The sequence below is a fragment of the Bordetella sp. 2513F2 genome (assembly GCF_054642735.1).
Map to the genome: position 1 here is coordinate 1940647 of NZ_CM137755.1, position 14721 is coordinate 1955367.

The following is a 14721-nucleotide window of genomic DNA, read 5'->3' on the forward strand; positions in this document are numbered from 1 at the left end:
GGAAACGGCGCCAACATGCATTAAATCAGGGTATCTACCTACGATATGGTCTCTTGTTTCAAGATTGATCAGGTCGTAGGATTAATAAATATGATTATCCAGGATGGCGCGCGTGGCCTGCCCATCGCCGCAACGTAGGGGGAATGCATGAAGCCGATAGACGAACTGGTGCGTGCCGACGAAGGGCTGGTGAGCCGCGCGCTGTTTGCCGACGAGGAGATCTTCCAGGCGGAGATCAAGCGGATCTTCTCGCGTGCATGGCTGTTCGTGGGGCACGAGAGCCTGGTGCCCAACCCGGACGACTACTTCCTGTCGCGCATGGGCACCGACTCGGTGATCCTCACGCGCGACAGGCAAGGCCAGATCCAGGTGCTGCTCAACAGCTGCACGCACCGCGGCATGAAGCTGTGCCGCTACGACCACGGCAACAACCGCACCTTCACCTGTCCGTACCACGGCTGGAGCTTCTCCACCGACGGCAACCTGGTCGAGCGCCCCGGCGAACTGGTCGGCGTGCCGGGGTACGCCACGCACTACAAATCGGAGCTCGACAAGAAGCAGTGGGGCCTGAAGTCGGTGGCCCAGGTCTGCAACTACAAGGGCACCATCTGGGCTACCTGGGACGAAAACGCCGTGCCGTTCCTCGATTACCTGGGCGACATGAAGTACTACCTCGACTCCGCGCTCGACCATCGCGATGGCCGCCCGGGCGGCTCGGAGGTCATCGGCGGGGTGCAGAAATGGCGCGTGCCCTGCAATTGGAAAATGCCGGCCGAGAACTTCATCGGCGATCTCTACCACGACATCAGCCACCGTTCGGTGGACATCGTGGGCATCGGGCCCAGCGGCGGCAAGGGCCGGCGCGATGCCATGAAGGGGCGCGTGGCCATCGCGTTCAAGGACCTCGGCCATGGCCTGCTGGGCAACCTGCCGCACTTCGCCGAGCCGGAATACTCGCCCATGTACCAGCAGTACCCCGAGATCGAGCGGTACTACCGGGAAGTCCATGAAAAGCGCGTGCAGAACCTGGGCGACAGCATGCGCGTCAAGCACCGCGTGGGCACGATATTCCCGAACATGTCGTTCCACGGCTGGCAGCCGCGCACGATCACGGTGTATCACCCCGTCAGCGCCACCGAGATGGAGATGTGGCGCATGTACCTGGTCGACGCCGACGCCCCGGAAGAGGTCAAGGAGGCATCGCGCCATTATTTCCTGCGCTACTCCGGCCCGGGCGGCATGACCGAATCCGACGACATGGAGAACTGGACCTGCGCCACCGAGGCCAGCACGGGCGCCGTGGCGCAGGGCATGTTCTACAACTACCAGATGGGGCTGGGGCATGCGCAGCCGGTGCCCGAGCTGCGCGGGGCCGTCGTGAGCAACGAATTCACCGAAGAGAACGCCCGGGCCTACTACCGGCGCTGGGCGCAGTTCATGGCCGGCCTGGATTGGCAGGCGCTCACGCCCACGTACTGAGCGCCGCGGCCGTCACAAGAAACGGCGCCGGCCCGCATCGGCATGCGGGCCGGCGCTCACGATAAGCACATCGAGCCGGGGAAAACATGGAACGACGTACCGTATTGAAATCGCTGGGGGCGGTCGCCGCGCTGTCCTGGAGCCTGCCGGGCGTGTCGCATGCGCAGCGTGCGGCGTATGGGCTGCGGCCCATCAAGATGGTGGTGCCGTATCCGCCGGGCGGCGTCACCGACATCGCCGGGCGCATGATGGGCGAAGTGCTGGCAGCCCGATACGGCCAGAGCGTGGTGGTGGAGAACCGGCCCGGCGCCAACGGGATGATCGGGCTGCAGGCGGTTGCCGCCACGCCGCCCGACGGCTACACCCTGGTCACGGGCGGCCTGGGCAGCAATGTGATCCCGCCCGCGGTCACCAAGGGCATGCCGCTCGACGTGGTGCGGGCCTTCGCGCCCATCGCGCAGGCAGCCGAGTTCGTCAACGTGCTGGTGGTGCGCCAGGATGCCCCCCATGATTCCGTGCAGGCCCTGGTGAAGGCGGCCAAGGCGGCGCCCGCGGAGGCGTATTCCTATGGCTCCAACGGCATCGGCACGTCGGTGCACCTCACCAGCGAATTCTTCGCCCAGACCCAGGGCCTGAAGTTCATGCACGTGCCCTACAAGGGCAGCAACGAGATCATGGTGGACCTCGTCAACGGCAACCTGGACTTCTGTTTCAACAACCTGCCCAGCGTCCTGCCCATGATGCAGGCCGGCAAGGTGCGCGCCCTGGCCGTGACCAGCCCTTATCGCACCAGGCGCCTGCCCGACGTGCCCACCATGCAGGAGCAGGGCGTGCAGGACTTCAGCGTGACGAGCTGGCTGGGCGCGTATGGCCCGGCGGGCATGGACCCGGCCCTGGTCCGGGAACTGGGCGACGTCATTGCCCAGGGCCTGGCCACGCCGGAGAACCGGGCGCGGCTCGAGGCGGCGGGCTTCGAGCCCCGGCCCGGCAACGCCGCCCAGTTTGCCGAATTGAACCGCAAGGAATTCGCGCTGTGGAGCGAGATCGCCCGCCGCGCGGGCATTTCGCTGGATTTCGGGCGGGGCTGACCAGCCGGCGGGCCGATATCGCCGGTTTCCGCCGAAAGGCGGTCTCACTTCAGGGGAAAACAATGAAACGCCGTACCGTATTGAAGCTGCTGGGCGCCGGGGCCGGCGCCATCGCCATGCCCGCATTGCAGCCGGCCCGCGCCGCCGGCGCCTATCCCTCGCGGCAGATCACCATGATGGTGGGCTCCACGCCGGGCAGCGCCACCGACCTGGCGGCCCGGATGGCGGCGCAGGTCCTGCAGGATACCCTCAAGCAGAGCGTGGTGGTGGAGAACCGCGCCGGGGCGGGCGGCGTCATCTGCATGCAGGCCGTGGCGGCGGCAGCCCCCGACGGCCATGTGCTGCAGCTCGGCGGCCTGGGCCACAACGTGATCCCGGCGGTAACCCGCACCGGCATGCCGCTCGACATACCCAAGCGCATCATGCCCATCATGCAGGCCGCCGAATTCCTCAATGTGCTGGTGGTGAGCGGCTCGCATCCGGCCGACTCGCTGCAGGCCTTCATCGAGCACCAGAAAAAGAGCGGCAAGCCGCTGCTCTATGGCAGCAACGGAGTGGGCAGCTCGTCGCATCTCACCAGCGAGCTCTTCGGCCTGCGCACCGGGTTGAAAGTGCAGCACGTGCCCTACAAGGCGGCCAGCGACGCACTGGCCGGCGCCGCCATGGGCGACCTGGACCTGCTCTTCATGAACCTGCCGCCCAGCCTTCCCATCATCCAGTCCGGCCGGCTCAAGGCGCTGGCCGTGACCAGCGCCTACCGCGCCCGGCAGCTGCCCGATGTGCCCACCATGCAGGAGCAGGGCATGCAGGACTTCGACGTCACCAGCTGGCTGGGCCTGTACGGCCCCACGGGCCTGCCGCCGGAAGTCGTGCAGCTGCTGTCCGACACGCTGATCAAGGGCTTCGACACGCCGGAATACCGGGCCAAGTTCGTGGCCGCCGGCTTCGAGCCCAAGCTGCGCAATGCCGCCGAATTCACGGCCTTCAACCAGGCGGAACTGGCGCGCTGGGGCGAGGTGGCCCGCCACGCCGGGGTCGTCATGCCGTACGGCTCGGCCTGACGGGCCGCCCGGGGGGCGCCGTCTCAGCGCTCCAGCCCCACTTCCTGCAGCACCGTGGTGGCGATTTCCTCGATGGACTTGGTGGTGGTCGACAGCCACGGTATGCCTTCGCGGCGCATCATGCGCTCGGCCTCCGCCACCTCGTAGCGGCACTGTTCCAGCCTGGCATAGACGCTGTTGGGGCGGCGTTCGTTGCGCACCTCGGCCAGGCGCTCGGGCTGGATCGTCAGGCCGAACAGCTTGTGGCGGTGCTGCACGATGGTCTTGGGCAGGGTGCCGCGCTCGAAATCGTCGGGCGTGAGCGGGAAGTTGGCGGCCTTCACCGCGTACTGCATGGCCAGGTACAGGCTGGTCGGGGTCTTGCCGCAGCGCGACACGCCCACCAGGATCACGTCGGCCTGGTCCAGCTGGTTGATGAACTGGCCGTCGTCGTGGGCCAGGCTGAAATTGATGGCGTCGATGCGGTTGCGGTACTGTTCCGAATCGGCCGCCATGTGCGAGCGCCCGATGGAATGGCTGGACTTCAGGCCCAGCGTCTGTTCGATGTGGCTGACGAAGGTGCCGAAGAGGTCCAGGAAGATGCCGTTGGCCTGGCGTACGCGGGCCTGGATTTCCGGGTCGACCAGCGTGCTGAATATGATGGGCTGCATGCCGGTTTCCTCGGCATTACGGTTGATCCGGGCCGCCACTTCCTCGGCCTTGGCCACGGTGTCGATGAACGGCACCCGCACGGGGCGGAACTGCACCTGCTCGAACTGCGCGAGCACCGAGTGGCTGAAGGTCTCGGCCGTGATGCCGGTACTGTCTGAAACAATATATACAGTGCGTAGGGGCGAAGTGTCGGGCATGTGTAAAAATTCCAGGCGGGCTGAGAGGCGGAGGGACCCTACCGGGTACAATCAGCCCCCAATAAGTCACCCCAAGGGCGATCCAAGGCCAGTTTGGTCAGCGCAGGCTGCGTGCCCTGACCAAACTCGCTTTCTTTCCATTGTAAAAGGTGACTTCCATGTCGTATGTCATTTCGTTCGAGCAGCTCCGCATGGCGGACGTGGACTCGGTAGGAGGCAAGAACGCATCACTCGGTGAAATGATCAGCCAGCTGTCCGGCGCGGGCGTGCGCGTGCCGGGCGGCTTTGCCACCACCGCCCAGGCGTTCCGCGATTTCCTCAAGGCTTCCGGCCTGGATGCGCGCATCGCCGAGCGGCTGTCGTCGCTGAATCCCGAAGACGTGCGCGAACTGGCCGCGGCCGGCGCCGAGATCCGCCAGTGGATCGTCGAGGCCCCGTTCTCGCCCGAGTTCGAACAGGCCATCCGCGAGGCCTTCGCCAAGCTCGACGCCGACGGCAAGGGTTCGTTCGCCGTGCGCTCCTCCGCCACCGCCGAAGACCTGCCCGACGCCTCCTTCGCCGGCCAGCAGGAAACCTTCCTCAACGTCGTCGGCATCGACGACGTGCTCGACAAGATCCGCCACGTCTTCGCCTCGCTGTACAACGACCGCGCCATCTCGTATCGCGTGCACAAGGGCTACGCCCACGCCGAGGTCGCCCTGTCGGCCGGCGTGCAGCGCATGGTGCGCTCCGACAAGGGCAGCGCCGGCGTGATGTTCACCATCGACACCGAATCGGGCTTCAAGGACGTGGTCTTCATCACGTCTTCGTACGGCCTGGGCGAGACCGTGGTGCAGGGCGCCGTGAACCCGGACGAGTTCTACGTGTTCAAGCCCGCGCTCGAGAAGGGCAACTATCCCATCGTCACGCGCCGCATCGGCTCCAAGCTGATCAAGATGGAGTTCAACCCCGAGCGCAAGCCGGGCGAGTCGGCCGTGCGCACGGTGGACGTGCCGGTGTCCGAGCGCAACCGCTATTCGCTCACCGACGACGAGGTGATCGAGCTGGCCCGCTATGCCGTCATCATCGAGAAGCACTACGGCCGCCCCATGGACATCGAATGGGGCCGCGACGGCGTGGACGGCAAGATCTACATCCTGCAGGCCCGCCCGGAAACCGTGAAGTCGCAGCAGACCGGCGCCGACGTGCAGCAGCGCTACCGCCTCAAGGCCACCGGCCAGGTGCTGATCACCGGCCGCGCGATCGGCCAGAAGATCGGCTCGGGCCCCGTGCGCATCGTGGCCGACGTGTCCGAAATGGACAAGGTGCAGGCCGGCGACGTGCTGGTCACCGACATGACCGATCCCAACTGGGAACCGGTGATGAAGCGCGCCTCGGCCATCGTCACCAACCGTGGCGGCCGTACCTGCCATGCGGCCATCATCGCCCGCGAGCTGGGCATCCCGGCCGTGGTGGGCTGCGGCGAGGCCACCAGCGTGCTCAAGGAGGGCCAGTCGGTCACCGTGTCGTGCGCCGAGGGCGACGAGGGCCGCATCTACGACGGCCTGATCGAGACCGAGGTCGAGGAAGTGCGCCGCGGCGAGATGCCGCCCATCGACGTCAAGATCATGATGAACGTGGGCAACCCCCAGCTGGCGTTCGACTTCGCCCAGATCCCGAACGAGGGCGTGGGCCTGGCCCGCCTGGAATTCATCATCAACAACAACATCGGCATCCACCCCAAGGCCGTGCTCGACTATCCCAACGTGGACGGCGAGCTCAAGAAGGCGGTGGAATCGGCCGCCCGCGGCCATGCCAGCCCGCGCGCCTTCTTCGTCGAGAAGCTGGCCGAAGGCATCGCCACCATCGGCGCCGCATTCTGGCCCAAGTCGGTCATCGTGCGCCTGTCCGACTTCAAGTCCAACGAATACCGCAAGCTGGTGGGCGGCTCGCGCTACGAGCCCGAGGAAGAGAACCCCATGCTGGGCTTCCGCGGCGCGTCGCGCTACGTGGCCGACGATTTCGCCGAGTGCTTCCGCATGGAATGCGAGGCGCTCAGGAAAGTGCGCGACGAAATGGGCCTCACCAACGTTGAGATCATGGTGCCGTTCGTGCGCACCCTGGGCCAGGCCGAACGCGTGGTCGATCTCCTGGCCACCCACGGCCTGAAGCGCGGCGAGAACGGCCTGCGCCTCATCATGATGTGCGAAGTTCCGTCCAACGCCATCCTGGCCGAGCAGTTCCTGGAGTACTTCGACGGCTTCTCGATCGGCTCGAACGACATGACCCAGCTCACCCTGGGCCTGGACCGCGATTCCGGCATGGAACTGCTCGCCGCCGACTTCGACGAACGCGACGAGGCCGTCAAGTTCATGCTGCAGCGGGCCATCCAGGCGTGCCTGAAGGCAGGCAAGTACGTCGGCATCTGCGGCCAGGGCCCCAGCGACCACCCCGACTTCGCCCAGTGGCTGAAAGACGAAGGCATCCTCTCGATGTCCCTCAACCCCGACACCGTCGTCGACACCTGGCAGAAGCTGGCGGGCAAGTAAGGCGCGGTGCGTGCGCCGGGGCCTGCACGGCCCCGGCGCACGCACGGTTTACTTCGTCGTGTACCCGCCGTTGATCAGGATGGTCTGCCCGGTGATCCACCAGCCATCGCTGACCAGGTGGCGAATGAAAGGCACCACGTCCTCGATGTGGGTCAGGCCGGTCCTGGAGAACGGCGACAGCGCGGCGGCCGTCTTGTGGTATGCCACGGCGTCGGCGCCTTCGGCCGGATAGAAAAAAGGCGTATCCATCGGGCCGGGGCCTACGGCAGTCACCGAGATGCCGCGCGCGCCGAATTCCTTGGCTGCCGCGCGGGTGTAGTGCTCCACCGGCGCCTTGGCGCCCGCGTAGGCCGCGTAGAAGGGCGTGAAGGCGCCCAACAGCGAGGTCACCAGGGTGCAGATCTTGCCGTTGTCGTTGACGTGCCTGCCGGCTTCTTTCAGAAAGAAAAAGGCCGACTTGCTGTTGACCGCGGCCATCTCGTCGTACTCGGCCTCACTGATTTCCACGATCGGCTTCTTCAGCACCTTGCCCACGGTATTGATGGCGATATCGGGCCGGCCGACGGCGGCCACGGCATCGGCGAAGAACTGCTCCATGGCTGCGGCCGTCGTCAGGTCGGCCTGCAGCGCGACGGCCTGGACGCCGGCCTGCCGGATGGCCGCCAGGGTTTCTTCCGCATCGGATTGACTGGCGGCGCTGTTGTAGTGGATGGCGATGGCCTTGGCGCCATGCGCGGCCAGGTCGCGTGCGATCAGGCCGCCGAGATTCTTCGCGCCGCCGGCGATCAGCGCGACCTTGCCTTGGATGCTATGCGGTGACATGAGTAACACTCCAATGTGAGGGGAGGGGTTTATGACTCTATTAGAAGTAATTCAGCGCATAAATCCGTAATCCTTGTCTAAACTGTCCAGGATCCATTACCAATCAGGCGCCATGGACCGGATAGAGCAGTTCCGCATTTTCATCCGCGTCGCACACAGCGGCGGCTTCACCCTGGCCGCGCACCAGCTGGGACTGCCGCGGCCCACGGTCTCGCTGGCGATCCAGCAACTGGAAACCCGGCTGGGCACCCGGCTGTTCAATCGCACCACCCGGCGTGTGCGCCTGACCCAGGATGGCGAAGCCCTGCTGGAGCGCGCCATCGCGCTGGTCGCCGATGCCGAGGACCTGGAGCAGCAATTCCGTCCGCCCGCCCAGGCCTTGCAGGGCCGCCTGCGCGTGGACTTGCCCAGCCGCATCGCCCGGCGCCTGGTGGCGCCGGCCTTGCCGTCCTTTTTCGAGCGCCATCCGGACATCGAACTGGACCTGGGCTCCAGCGACCGTGCCGTCGACCTCGTGCACGAAGGCATCGACTGCGCCCTGCGCGTGGGCGAGATGTCGTCCAGCAGCCTGGTGGTCCGGCCGCTGGGCATGTTGCGGCTGATCAACTGCGCCAGCCCGAGCTACCTGGCGCGGAACGGCGTACCGCGCAGCCCCGCCGATCTGCCGCGGCACCTGGCGGTGAATTACGCGTCGTCGGGCAGCGGCCGGGTCGCGCCCTGGCAATGGGACGATAACGGCCAGGCGCGGATCCTGGCCATGCGGGCACGGGTGTCGGCCAACAACGCCGAGGTCTATATCGCCTGCTGCCTGGCGGGGGCGGGACTGATCCAGATTCCCGCGTTCGACGTGCGCAACCACCTGCAGGCGGGCGAACTGGTCGAGGTGTTGCACGACTGGCCGGCCCCCGCGATGCCGGTGCAGATCGTGTATCCGCACCGGCGGCACCTCGCGCGCCGCGTGCAGGCCTTCAGCGGCTGGCTGGCGGACCTCATGGCGCCGTGCCTGGACGGCTGCACGCCGGGCTAGGGCCCGCCGCCGCGTTCAGGCCGCCGCGCAGTCCTGCAGGAAGCGGCGCACCAGCGTGGCGGCCTGCGGCGTGGCGCGGGCCGTCTGCTGCAACGCGGCGGCGTCGATGGCTTCGCGCGCCAAGGGTTCGGCATACAGCCCCAGCAAGTCGCGGATGAAGGCGGGGGTGAACTCGGGGTGAAACTGGGTGCTGTAACAGGTGGGCGTCCAGGCGACCATCTGGTGGGGGTCTTTGCTGGATCGGGCCAGCACGCGCGCACCCGGGGGCAGGGCCAGCACGGTCTGCAAGTGGATCGTCTGCGCGGGGAAGACAGCCGGCATGTGCTGCAGGAGGGCGTCGGCGCGTCCGGCCGGCGTCAGCGAGATTTCCTGCGTGCCCACTTCGCGCCCCGCGGGGTTGTTGCCGACTTCGCCGCCCAGCGCATGGGCGAGCAACTGGTGGCCGTAGCAGATGCCGAACACGGGCAGCCCGCCGGCGACGGCCGCGCGCAGCCATTGCGCCGTGTCTTCGCTCCAGGGGGCGCGATCGGTGACCATGGCCGGCGAGCCGGTGATCAGGGCGGCCCGATAGGCACCGGGCGCCTGCGGCCGCTCGCCGCGCCAGACGGCGACGATGGCGGTATCGGCGTCGGGCAGGCCCGCCGCATGCTGCAGCATCTGCGCATATGAGCCATGGTTGGCCGCGAGGGCGTCGTCGGGATCGCCGGTATGCAGGATGAGCACCGGGCGGGTATCAGCGGGATCGGAGGGCATCTGGGCGTGAACAGAAAGGCACGCTGCCACGCGGCAGGGTGCGAAGACCGTACAATCCGGGAAGTATATCGAGAACGGCGGGGGCAAAAGCATGTGGATCTGGTTCGGCCTGGCGGCCTTGGCGCTGATCGGCGAGGTGCTCACCGGCACGTTCTATCTGCTGCTGGTGGCGCTGGGGCTGGCCGCCGGCGGCATCGGGGCGGCGCTGCATGCGGGGCTGCCCTGGCAACTGGTGATCTGCGCGGTGGTGGCGCTGGCCGGCCTGCTGGTGCTGCGCCGCACGGGCGTGCTGAAGAAGCGCGAGATCGACGCGCGCCGCAACGCCGATGTGAACCTCGACATCGGCCAGCAGGTGGAGGTCGAGGCCTGGTCCGAGGCCGGCACGGCGCGCGTCTGGTATCGCGGCGCCCACTGGCAGGCCGAGCTCTCGCCAGGCCAGCCGCGCGTCGCGGGGCCGCATCGCATCGCGGAGATCCGCGGTTCGCGCCTCGTGGTGGTGCCGCTGGCCTCCATGAACGCCCCGGCGCCGGATACCCATCACGCCCACTGAGGCCGGCCAACCCCGGTCCCGCTCCCCGTTTCCTGAGAAGAGGTTCCCCATGATGTTCGACACTTCCAACGTGGTCCTGATCGTGCTGGTGGTACTGGCGCTGCTGATCATCATCAAGGCCATCGCCATCGTGCCCCAGCAGCATGCCTGGGTGGTGGAGCGCCTGGGCAAGTTCGACCGCGTGCTGTCGCCGGGCGCGGGTTTCGTCATCCCGTTCATCGAGCGCGTGTCGTACAAGCATTCCCTGAAGGAAATCCCGCTGGACGTGCCCAGCCAGATCTGCATCACGCGCGACAACACCCAGCTGCAGGTCGACGGCGTGCTGTATTTCCAGGTCACCGATCCGATGCGCGCGTCGTACGGCTCGTCGAACTACATCTCGGCCATCACGCAGCTGTCGCAGACCACGCTGCGCTCGGTGATCGGCAAGATGGAGCTGGACCGCACCTTCGAAGAACGCGAGTTCATCAACAGCACGATCGTGGCCTCGCTCGACGAGGCGGCGCTGAACTGGGGCGTGAAGGTGCTGCGCTACGAGATCAAGGACCTCACCCCGCCCAACGAGATCCTGCGCGCCATGCAGGCGCAGATCACCGCCGAGCGCGAGAAGCGCGCGCTGATCGCCGCGTCCGAAGGCCGGCGCCAGGAGCAGATCAACATCGCCACCGGTGAGCGCGAGGCGTTCATTGCGCGCTCCGAGGGCGAGAAGCAGGCGCAGATCAACCAGGCCCAGGGCGAGGCCGCGGCGGTGCTGGCGATTGCGGAAGCCACCGCGCGCGCCATCACCCAGGTGGGCGAGGCCGTGCGCCAGCCGGGCGGCATGGAGGCGGTGAACCTGCGGGTGGCCGAGCAGTATGTGGAGGCGTTCGCCAAGGTGGCCAAGGAAGGCAATACGCTGATCCTGCCCTCCAACCTGGCCGACGTGGGCGGGCTGATCGCCTCGGCCATGAGCGTGGTCAAGGCCAACCGCGGCGCCTGACGCCGCCGCCCCGCGCCCGCCGCGTCGCGAGCCCGCCGCAGTCAGTCGCGGCGGTTCTGGCGGGTGTCGTGCTTCATCACGCGCTCTTTCTCGCGCTGCCAGTCTTTCTCGCGGGCCGTGTCGCGCTTGTCGAAGAGCTTCTTGCCGCGGCCCAGTGCGAAATCCAGCTTGATCCGGCCGTTCTTGTAGTGCAGGTTCAGGGGCACCAGCGTGTAGCCGCGCTGCTCCACCTTGCCGATGAGCTTGCTGATTTCCTCGGCCTTGAGCAGCAGCTTGCGCGTGCGCATGGCGTCGGGGTGGATGTGGGTGGACGCCGTGGGCAGGGGGCTGACGTGCATGCCGAGCAGGTAGAGTTCGCCCTCGCGTACGATGACGTAGCTTTCCTTCAGCTGCACCCGGCCGGCGCGTATGGCCTTGACCTCCCAGCCCTGCAGGGAAATGCCGGCCTCGTAGCGGTCTTCGATGAAATACTCATGCGAGGCCTTGCGATTGTCGATGATGCTCATATCTGGGGGATTAGGGGTGTACCGATGGCGTGCCGGTAAAATCTTTCCATTCTACTAGCGACTAGCGATAGGCGATGCATACAGTCCAACGATCCGTCCTCGTGCCGTACTCGGCAGGCCAGATGTTCGACCTGGTGGCCGACGTGGAGAAATACCCGGAGTTCATGCCCTGGTGCGGGGGGGCGGAGGTGCAGTCGCGCGACGAGCGCGGCATGCAGGCGTCCATCCAGATCAGTTTCGCCGGCATCAAGCAGCGTTTTACCACGCGCAACACCCACGACTATCCCAACCGCATCGAGCTCGAACTGGTCGACGGCCCCTTCTCCAAGCTGGTGGGGCACTGGGAATTCCAGCCCCTGGCCGAAGACGCATGCAAGGTGCTGTTCACGATGGACTACGCGTTCTCGAACCGTGCCCTCGAAATGGTGGTGGGCCCGGTGTTCAACCGCATCGCCACCAGCTTCATCGACTCTTTCACCAAGCGGGCGCAGGCCAAGTATGGAGAATGACGTGCCCGGCATGCTGCGGGTGGAAGTGGCGTATGCCGCGCCCGAAGGCCCCTGGCTGCGTTCCCTGAGCCTGCCCGCAGGCGCCACGCTGGCGCAGGCCCTGGAGGCAAGCGGCCTGGCCCAGGCCTTTCCGGGCCTGGATCCCTACGCGCATGGCGTGGGCATATATGGGCGGCTGTGCCCGGCCGGCCAGGCGCTGGCCGACGGCGACCGTGTCGAAGTGTATCGCCCGCTGCGATTCGATCCCAAGGAATCGCGGCGCCGGCGCGCCGAACACCGGCGCGCCCGGGCCGCGGCACAGGGGCGCAATCGCCCGCCCGGCCTGCTCTGACGCCCGGCCCCGCCGGCTTTATTCGCTACGCCGCAGCACCGCAGCGGCGGCCAGCCTGAGGCGGTCGCGTTCCGTGGCGTCTTGCGCCAGCCGGCACAGGGTGTCGGCCCACAGCTGCGGATCGTTCGACAGCAGCAGGCCGTTCTCCGCATGGGAGATCACCGCATCGTAGGGCCCGCCGGCCGAATACACGCCGGCCGCGCCGCAGCGGGCGATGTCGTAGGCCTTGGTATGGGAGCGTCCGGCATTGAAGGGCGAGGGCAGCAGCGGCGCCAGGCCGATGTCGGCGTCGAAGGCCCGGCAATGGCTCTGGTAATTGCCCCAGGACATCGGATGCAGGATGCGCGTGCGGGGCAGGTCGCGATAGCGCTGGTTGACGTCGTGGTTGCCCATGATCTCGAAGTGCACGCGCTCGCAGCGCTGCAGCACCTGGGCGACCACGGGGCGCAGCCATTCGATTTCCGTGTGGTGGGCAGCCGTGCCATGGTAGAAGAGCCACACCGGGCCTGTGCGGCCCGTGGCCGGCCGAGGGCGCTGCCAGTCGGCAGCCATCGGCTGCGGCGCAACCACCTGCACATCGCCGAGCTGGCGGTAGCGGTTTTGCAGCGTGGCGGTTGACACCCAGTAGGACGACGCCAGCTGGCGGATATCGGCCAGGTAGGGGCGGCAATACGCATTGAGCTTCTTGATGTAGGCCCTGGGCAGCCCCACCCAGCGCTCGGGCTGCAGCAGGTCGTCGTCCATGAAGTACACCACTTCGCTGAGCCGGGCGCGGTGCGCCCGCAGCGCCTTGGCCCAGGCGGCGTTCAGGTAGCGCACGATCACCACCCCCGTGCCGGATTCCAGGTCCTGGATCCGGGGCGCGTCGCGTTCGATATCCCGATATTGCACCTGCACGCCGTCGCGCTCGAGATAAGGGCGCACGTAATAATCAGTAGAGGGATTATTGTTTTGTTGCAAAATAATCCAGCGCCGTACTTCGGGCCGCGGCCATTCCTTTTGCGCCGCGCGGGCGCTCCAGAAGCGGGTCAGTTTCATAAATAACGGGGGCATGATGTCGAAGGCGGCGGGCTGCGTGCAAATTCAATATTGATAATGTAGAGTATGCCGCAGTGCGGAAAGGCCCCGGGCCATTCCCGTAATAATCGGCAACCACTGAATCAATATAAAGCGAATGACACTAATCGTTACTGGCGGTGCGGGATTCATCGGGGGCAATTTCGTTCTCGACTGGTTTACCCAGTCGGACGAGAAAATCGTCAATCTCGATAAACTCACGTATGCGGGAAATCCCGATACGCTGTCGTCCCTGAAAAACGATCCCCGGCACGTATTCGTGCAGGGCGACATCGGCGACAGAGACCTGGTAGGGCGGTTGCTGGCCGAGCACAAGCCGCGCGCCATCGTGAATTTCGCGGCCGAATCCCACGTAGACCGCTCCATCCATGGCCCCGCGGATTTCATCCACACCAACGTGCTGGGGGTTTTCAACCTGCTGGAATCGGCGCGCGAGTATTATGGCTCGCTGCCTGCCGCACAGCAGCAGGATTTCCGCTTCCTGCACGTTTCCACCGACGAAGTCTACGGCACGCTCTCCAAGGACGACCCGCCGTTTTCCGAGTCGAACCGCTACGAGCCCAACAGCCCGTATTCGGCTTCCAAGGCCGCGTCCGATCACCTGGTGAGAGCCTGGCATCATACCTACGGTCTGCCGGTGCTCACCACCAATTGCTCCAACAACTACGGCCCCTACCATTTCCCCGAGAAGCTGATCCCGCTGGTGATCCTCAATGCGCTGGATGGCAAGCCGCTGCCGATCTACGGCGACGGCCAGCAGGTGCGCGACTGGCTCTACGTGAAAGACCACTGCAGCGCCATCCGCCGCGTGCTCGAGGCCGGCAAGCTGGGCGAAACGTACAACGTCGGCGGCTGGAACGAGAAGGCCAACCTGGAAGTGGTGCAGACGCTGTGCGCGCTGCTCGACGAGCTGCGGCCGCGCGCCGACGGACGCTCGTATGCCGAGCAGATCACCTACGTCACCGACCGCCCGGGCCACGACAGGCGCTACGCCATCGATGCCCGCAAGCTCGAGCGCGAGCTGGGCTGGAAGCCGGCCGAGACCTTCGAATCGGGCATACGCAAGACGGTGGAGTGGTACCTGGCCAATCCCGAATGGGTGCGCGGCGTGACCAGCGGCAGCTATCGCGACTGGGTCAGCAAGCAGTACGGCACCTGAGGCG

At 66.5% G+C, this 14721-nt stretch carries 15 protein-coding genes; 10 read left to right on the forward strand and 5 right to left on the reverse strand.

The window, feature by feature from the left end; all coding sequences use genetic code 11:
* The first annotated feature begins 147 nt into the window (after window positions 1–147).
* The 3 genes from ACYBYQ_RS09235 to ACYBYQ_RS09245 all read left to right on the forward strand — a co-directional run bounded on the left by ACYBYQ_RS09235 (window position 148) and on the right by ACYBYQ_RS09245 (window position 3628).
* Window positions 148–1479, forward strand: a complete 1332-nt coding sequence (locus tag ACYBYQ_RS09235) for an aromatic ring-hydroxylating dioxygenase subunit alpha (RefSeq protein ID WP_459618451.1) — start codon at window positions 148–150, stop codon at window positions 1477–1479.
* Window positions 1480–1565: 86 nt separating this feature from the next.
* Window positions 1566–2567 (forward strand): Bug family tripartite tricarboxylate transporter substrate binding protein, encoded by a 1002-nt coding sequence (locus ACYBYQ_RS09240; protein ID WP_459618452.1) that lies wholly within the window; start codon window positions 1566–1568, stop codon window positions 2565–2567.
* A 62-nt stretch (window positions 2568–2629) separates the two neighbouring features.
* Window positions 2630–3628 carry a Bug family tripartite tricarboxylate transporter substrate binding protein gene (locus ACYBYQ_RS09245; protein ID WP_459618453.1) on the forward strand — a complete coding sequence of 333 codons (999 nt, stop codon included), beginning with the start codon at window positions 2630–2632 and terminating at the stop codon, window positions 3626–3628.
* Window positions 3629–3651: 23 nt separating this feature from the next.
* Here the strand turns inward: ACYBYQ_RS09245 and ppsR are convergent, their stop codons facing one another.
* Window positions 3652–4476 (reverse strand): posphoenolpyruvate synthetase regulatory kinase/phosphorylase PpsR, encoded by an 825-nt coding sequence (ppsR, locus tag ACYBYQ_RS09250; RefSeq protein WP_459618454.1) that lies wholly within the window; start codon window positions 4474–4476, stop codon window positions 3652–3654.
* 158 nt (window positions 4477–4634) lie between these two features.
* On the opposite strand from ppsR, the gene ppsA reads away from it, so the two are divergent.
* Window positions 4635–7004, forward strand: coding sequence for a phosphoenolpyruvate synthase (gene ppsA / locus ACYBYQ_RS09255; protein WP_459618455.1), 2370 nt, complete (start codon window positions 4635–4637; stop codon window positions 7002–7004).
* A 48-nt stretch (window positions 7005–7052) separates the two neighbouring features.
* Here ppsA and ACYBYQ_RS09260 read toward each other — a convergent pair whose 3' ends face one another.
* Window positions 7053–7826, reverse strand: coding sequence for an SDR family oxidoreductase (locus ACYBYQ_RS09260; RefSeq protein WP_459618456.1), 774 nt, complete (start codon window positions 7824–7826; stop codon window positions 7053–7055).
* Window positions 7827–7938: 112 nt separating this feature from the next.
* Here ACYBYQ_RS09260 and ACYBYQ_RS09265 point away from each other — a divergent pair, with 112 nt between their 5' ends.
* A complete protein-coding gene (locus ACYBYQ_RS09265) occupies window positions 7939–8853 on the forward strand; it encodes a LysR family transcriptional regulator (RefSeq protein ID WP_459618457.1) in 915 nt (304 codons plus the stop codon).
* A 15-nt stretch (window positions 8854–8868) separates the two neighbouring features.
* On the opposite strand, the gene ACYBYQ_RS09270 is transcribed toward ACYBYQ_RS09265, so the two are convergent.
* Entirely contained in the window at window positions 8869–9606 is a 738-nt protein-coding gene (locus tag ACYBYQ_RS09270) for a glutamine amidotransferase (RefSeq protein WP_459618458.1), read from the reverse strand.
* Window positions 9607–9697: 91 nt separating this feature from the next.
* Here ACYBYQ_RS09270 and ACYBYQ_RS09275 point away from each other — a divergent pair, with 91 nt between their 5' ends.
* Together ACYBYQ_RS09275 and ACYBYQ_RS09280 are read left to right on the forward strand one after the other, a co-directional pair.
* A complete protein-coding gene (locus tag ACYBYQ_RS09275) occupies window positions 9698–10156 on the forward strand; it encodes an NfeD family protein (RefSeq protein ID WP_459618459.1) in 459 nt (152 codons plus the stop codon).
* Window positions 10157–10208: 52 nt separating this feature from the next.
* The gene (locus tag ACYBYQ_RS09280) at window positions 10209–11135 is read left to right on the forward strand and encodes an SPFH domain-containing protein (protein ID WP_459618740.1); all 927 of its coding nucleotides are present in this window, start codon (window positions 10209–10211) and stop codon (window positions 11133–11135) included.
* Window positions 11136–11176: 41 nt separating this feature from the next.
* Here the strand turns inward: ACYBYQ_RS09280 and smpB are convergent, their stop codons facing one another.
* Window positions 11177–11641: an SsrA-binding protein SmpB gene (gene smpB / locus ACYBYQ_RS09285; protein WP_459618460.1), complete on the reverse strand. Its 465-nt coding sequence runs from the start codon at window positions 11639–11641 to the stop codon at window positions 11177–11179.
* Between the two features lie 74 nt (window positions 11642–11715).
* Here smpB and ACYBYQ_RS09290 point away from each other — a divergent pair, with 74 nt between their 5' ends.
* Both ACYBYQ_RS09290 and ACYBYQ_RS09295 read left to right on the forward strand, forming a co-directional pair.
* Window positions 11716–12150: a type II toxin-antitoxin system RatA family toxin gene (locus tag ACYBYQ_RS09290; RefSeq protein ID WP_459618461.1), complete on the forward strand. Its 435-nt coding sequence runs from the start codon at window positions 11716–11718 to the stop codon at window positions 12148–12150.
* On the forward strand, window positions 12140–12481 hold the full coding sequence (locus ACYBYQ_RS09295; RefSeq protein ID WP_459618462.1) for an RnfH family protein: 342 nt from the start codon (window positions 12140–12142) through the stop codon (window positions 12479–12481). Before ACYBYQ_RS09290 ends, ACYBYQ_RS09295 begins: the two co-directional genes overlap by 11 nt.
* An 18-nt stretch (window positions 12482–12499) precedes the next feature.
* Here the strand turns inward: ACYBYQ_RS09295 and ACYBYQ_RS09300 are convergent, their stop codons facing one another.
* Entirely contained in the window at window positions 12500–13405 is a 906-nt protein-coding gene (locus ACYBYQ_RS09300; RefSeq protein ID WP_459618463.1) for a glycosyltransferase family protein, read from the reverse strand.
* 250 nt (window positions 13406–13655) lie between these two features.
* Here ACYBYQ_RS09300 and rfbB point away from each other — a divergent pair, with 250 nt between their 5' ends.
* The gene (gene rfbB, locus ACYBYQ_RS09305) at window positions 13656–14717 is read left to right on the forward strand and encodes a dTDP-glucose 4,6-dehydratase (RefSeq protein WP_459618464.1); all 1062 of its coding nucleotides are present in this window, start codon (window positions 13656–13658) and stop codon (window positions 14715–14717) included.
* Window positions 14718–14721: the final 4 nt, after the last annotated feature.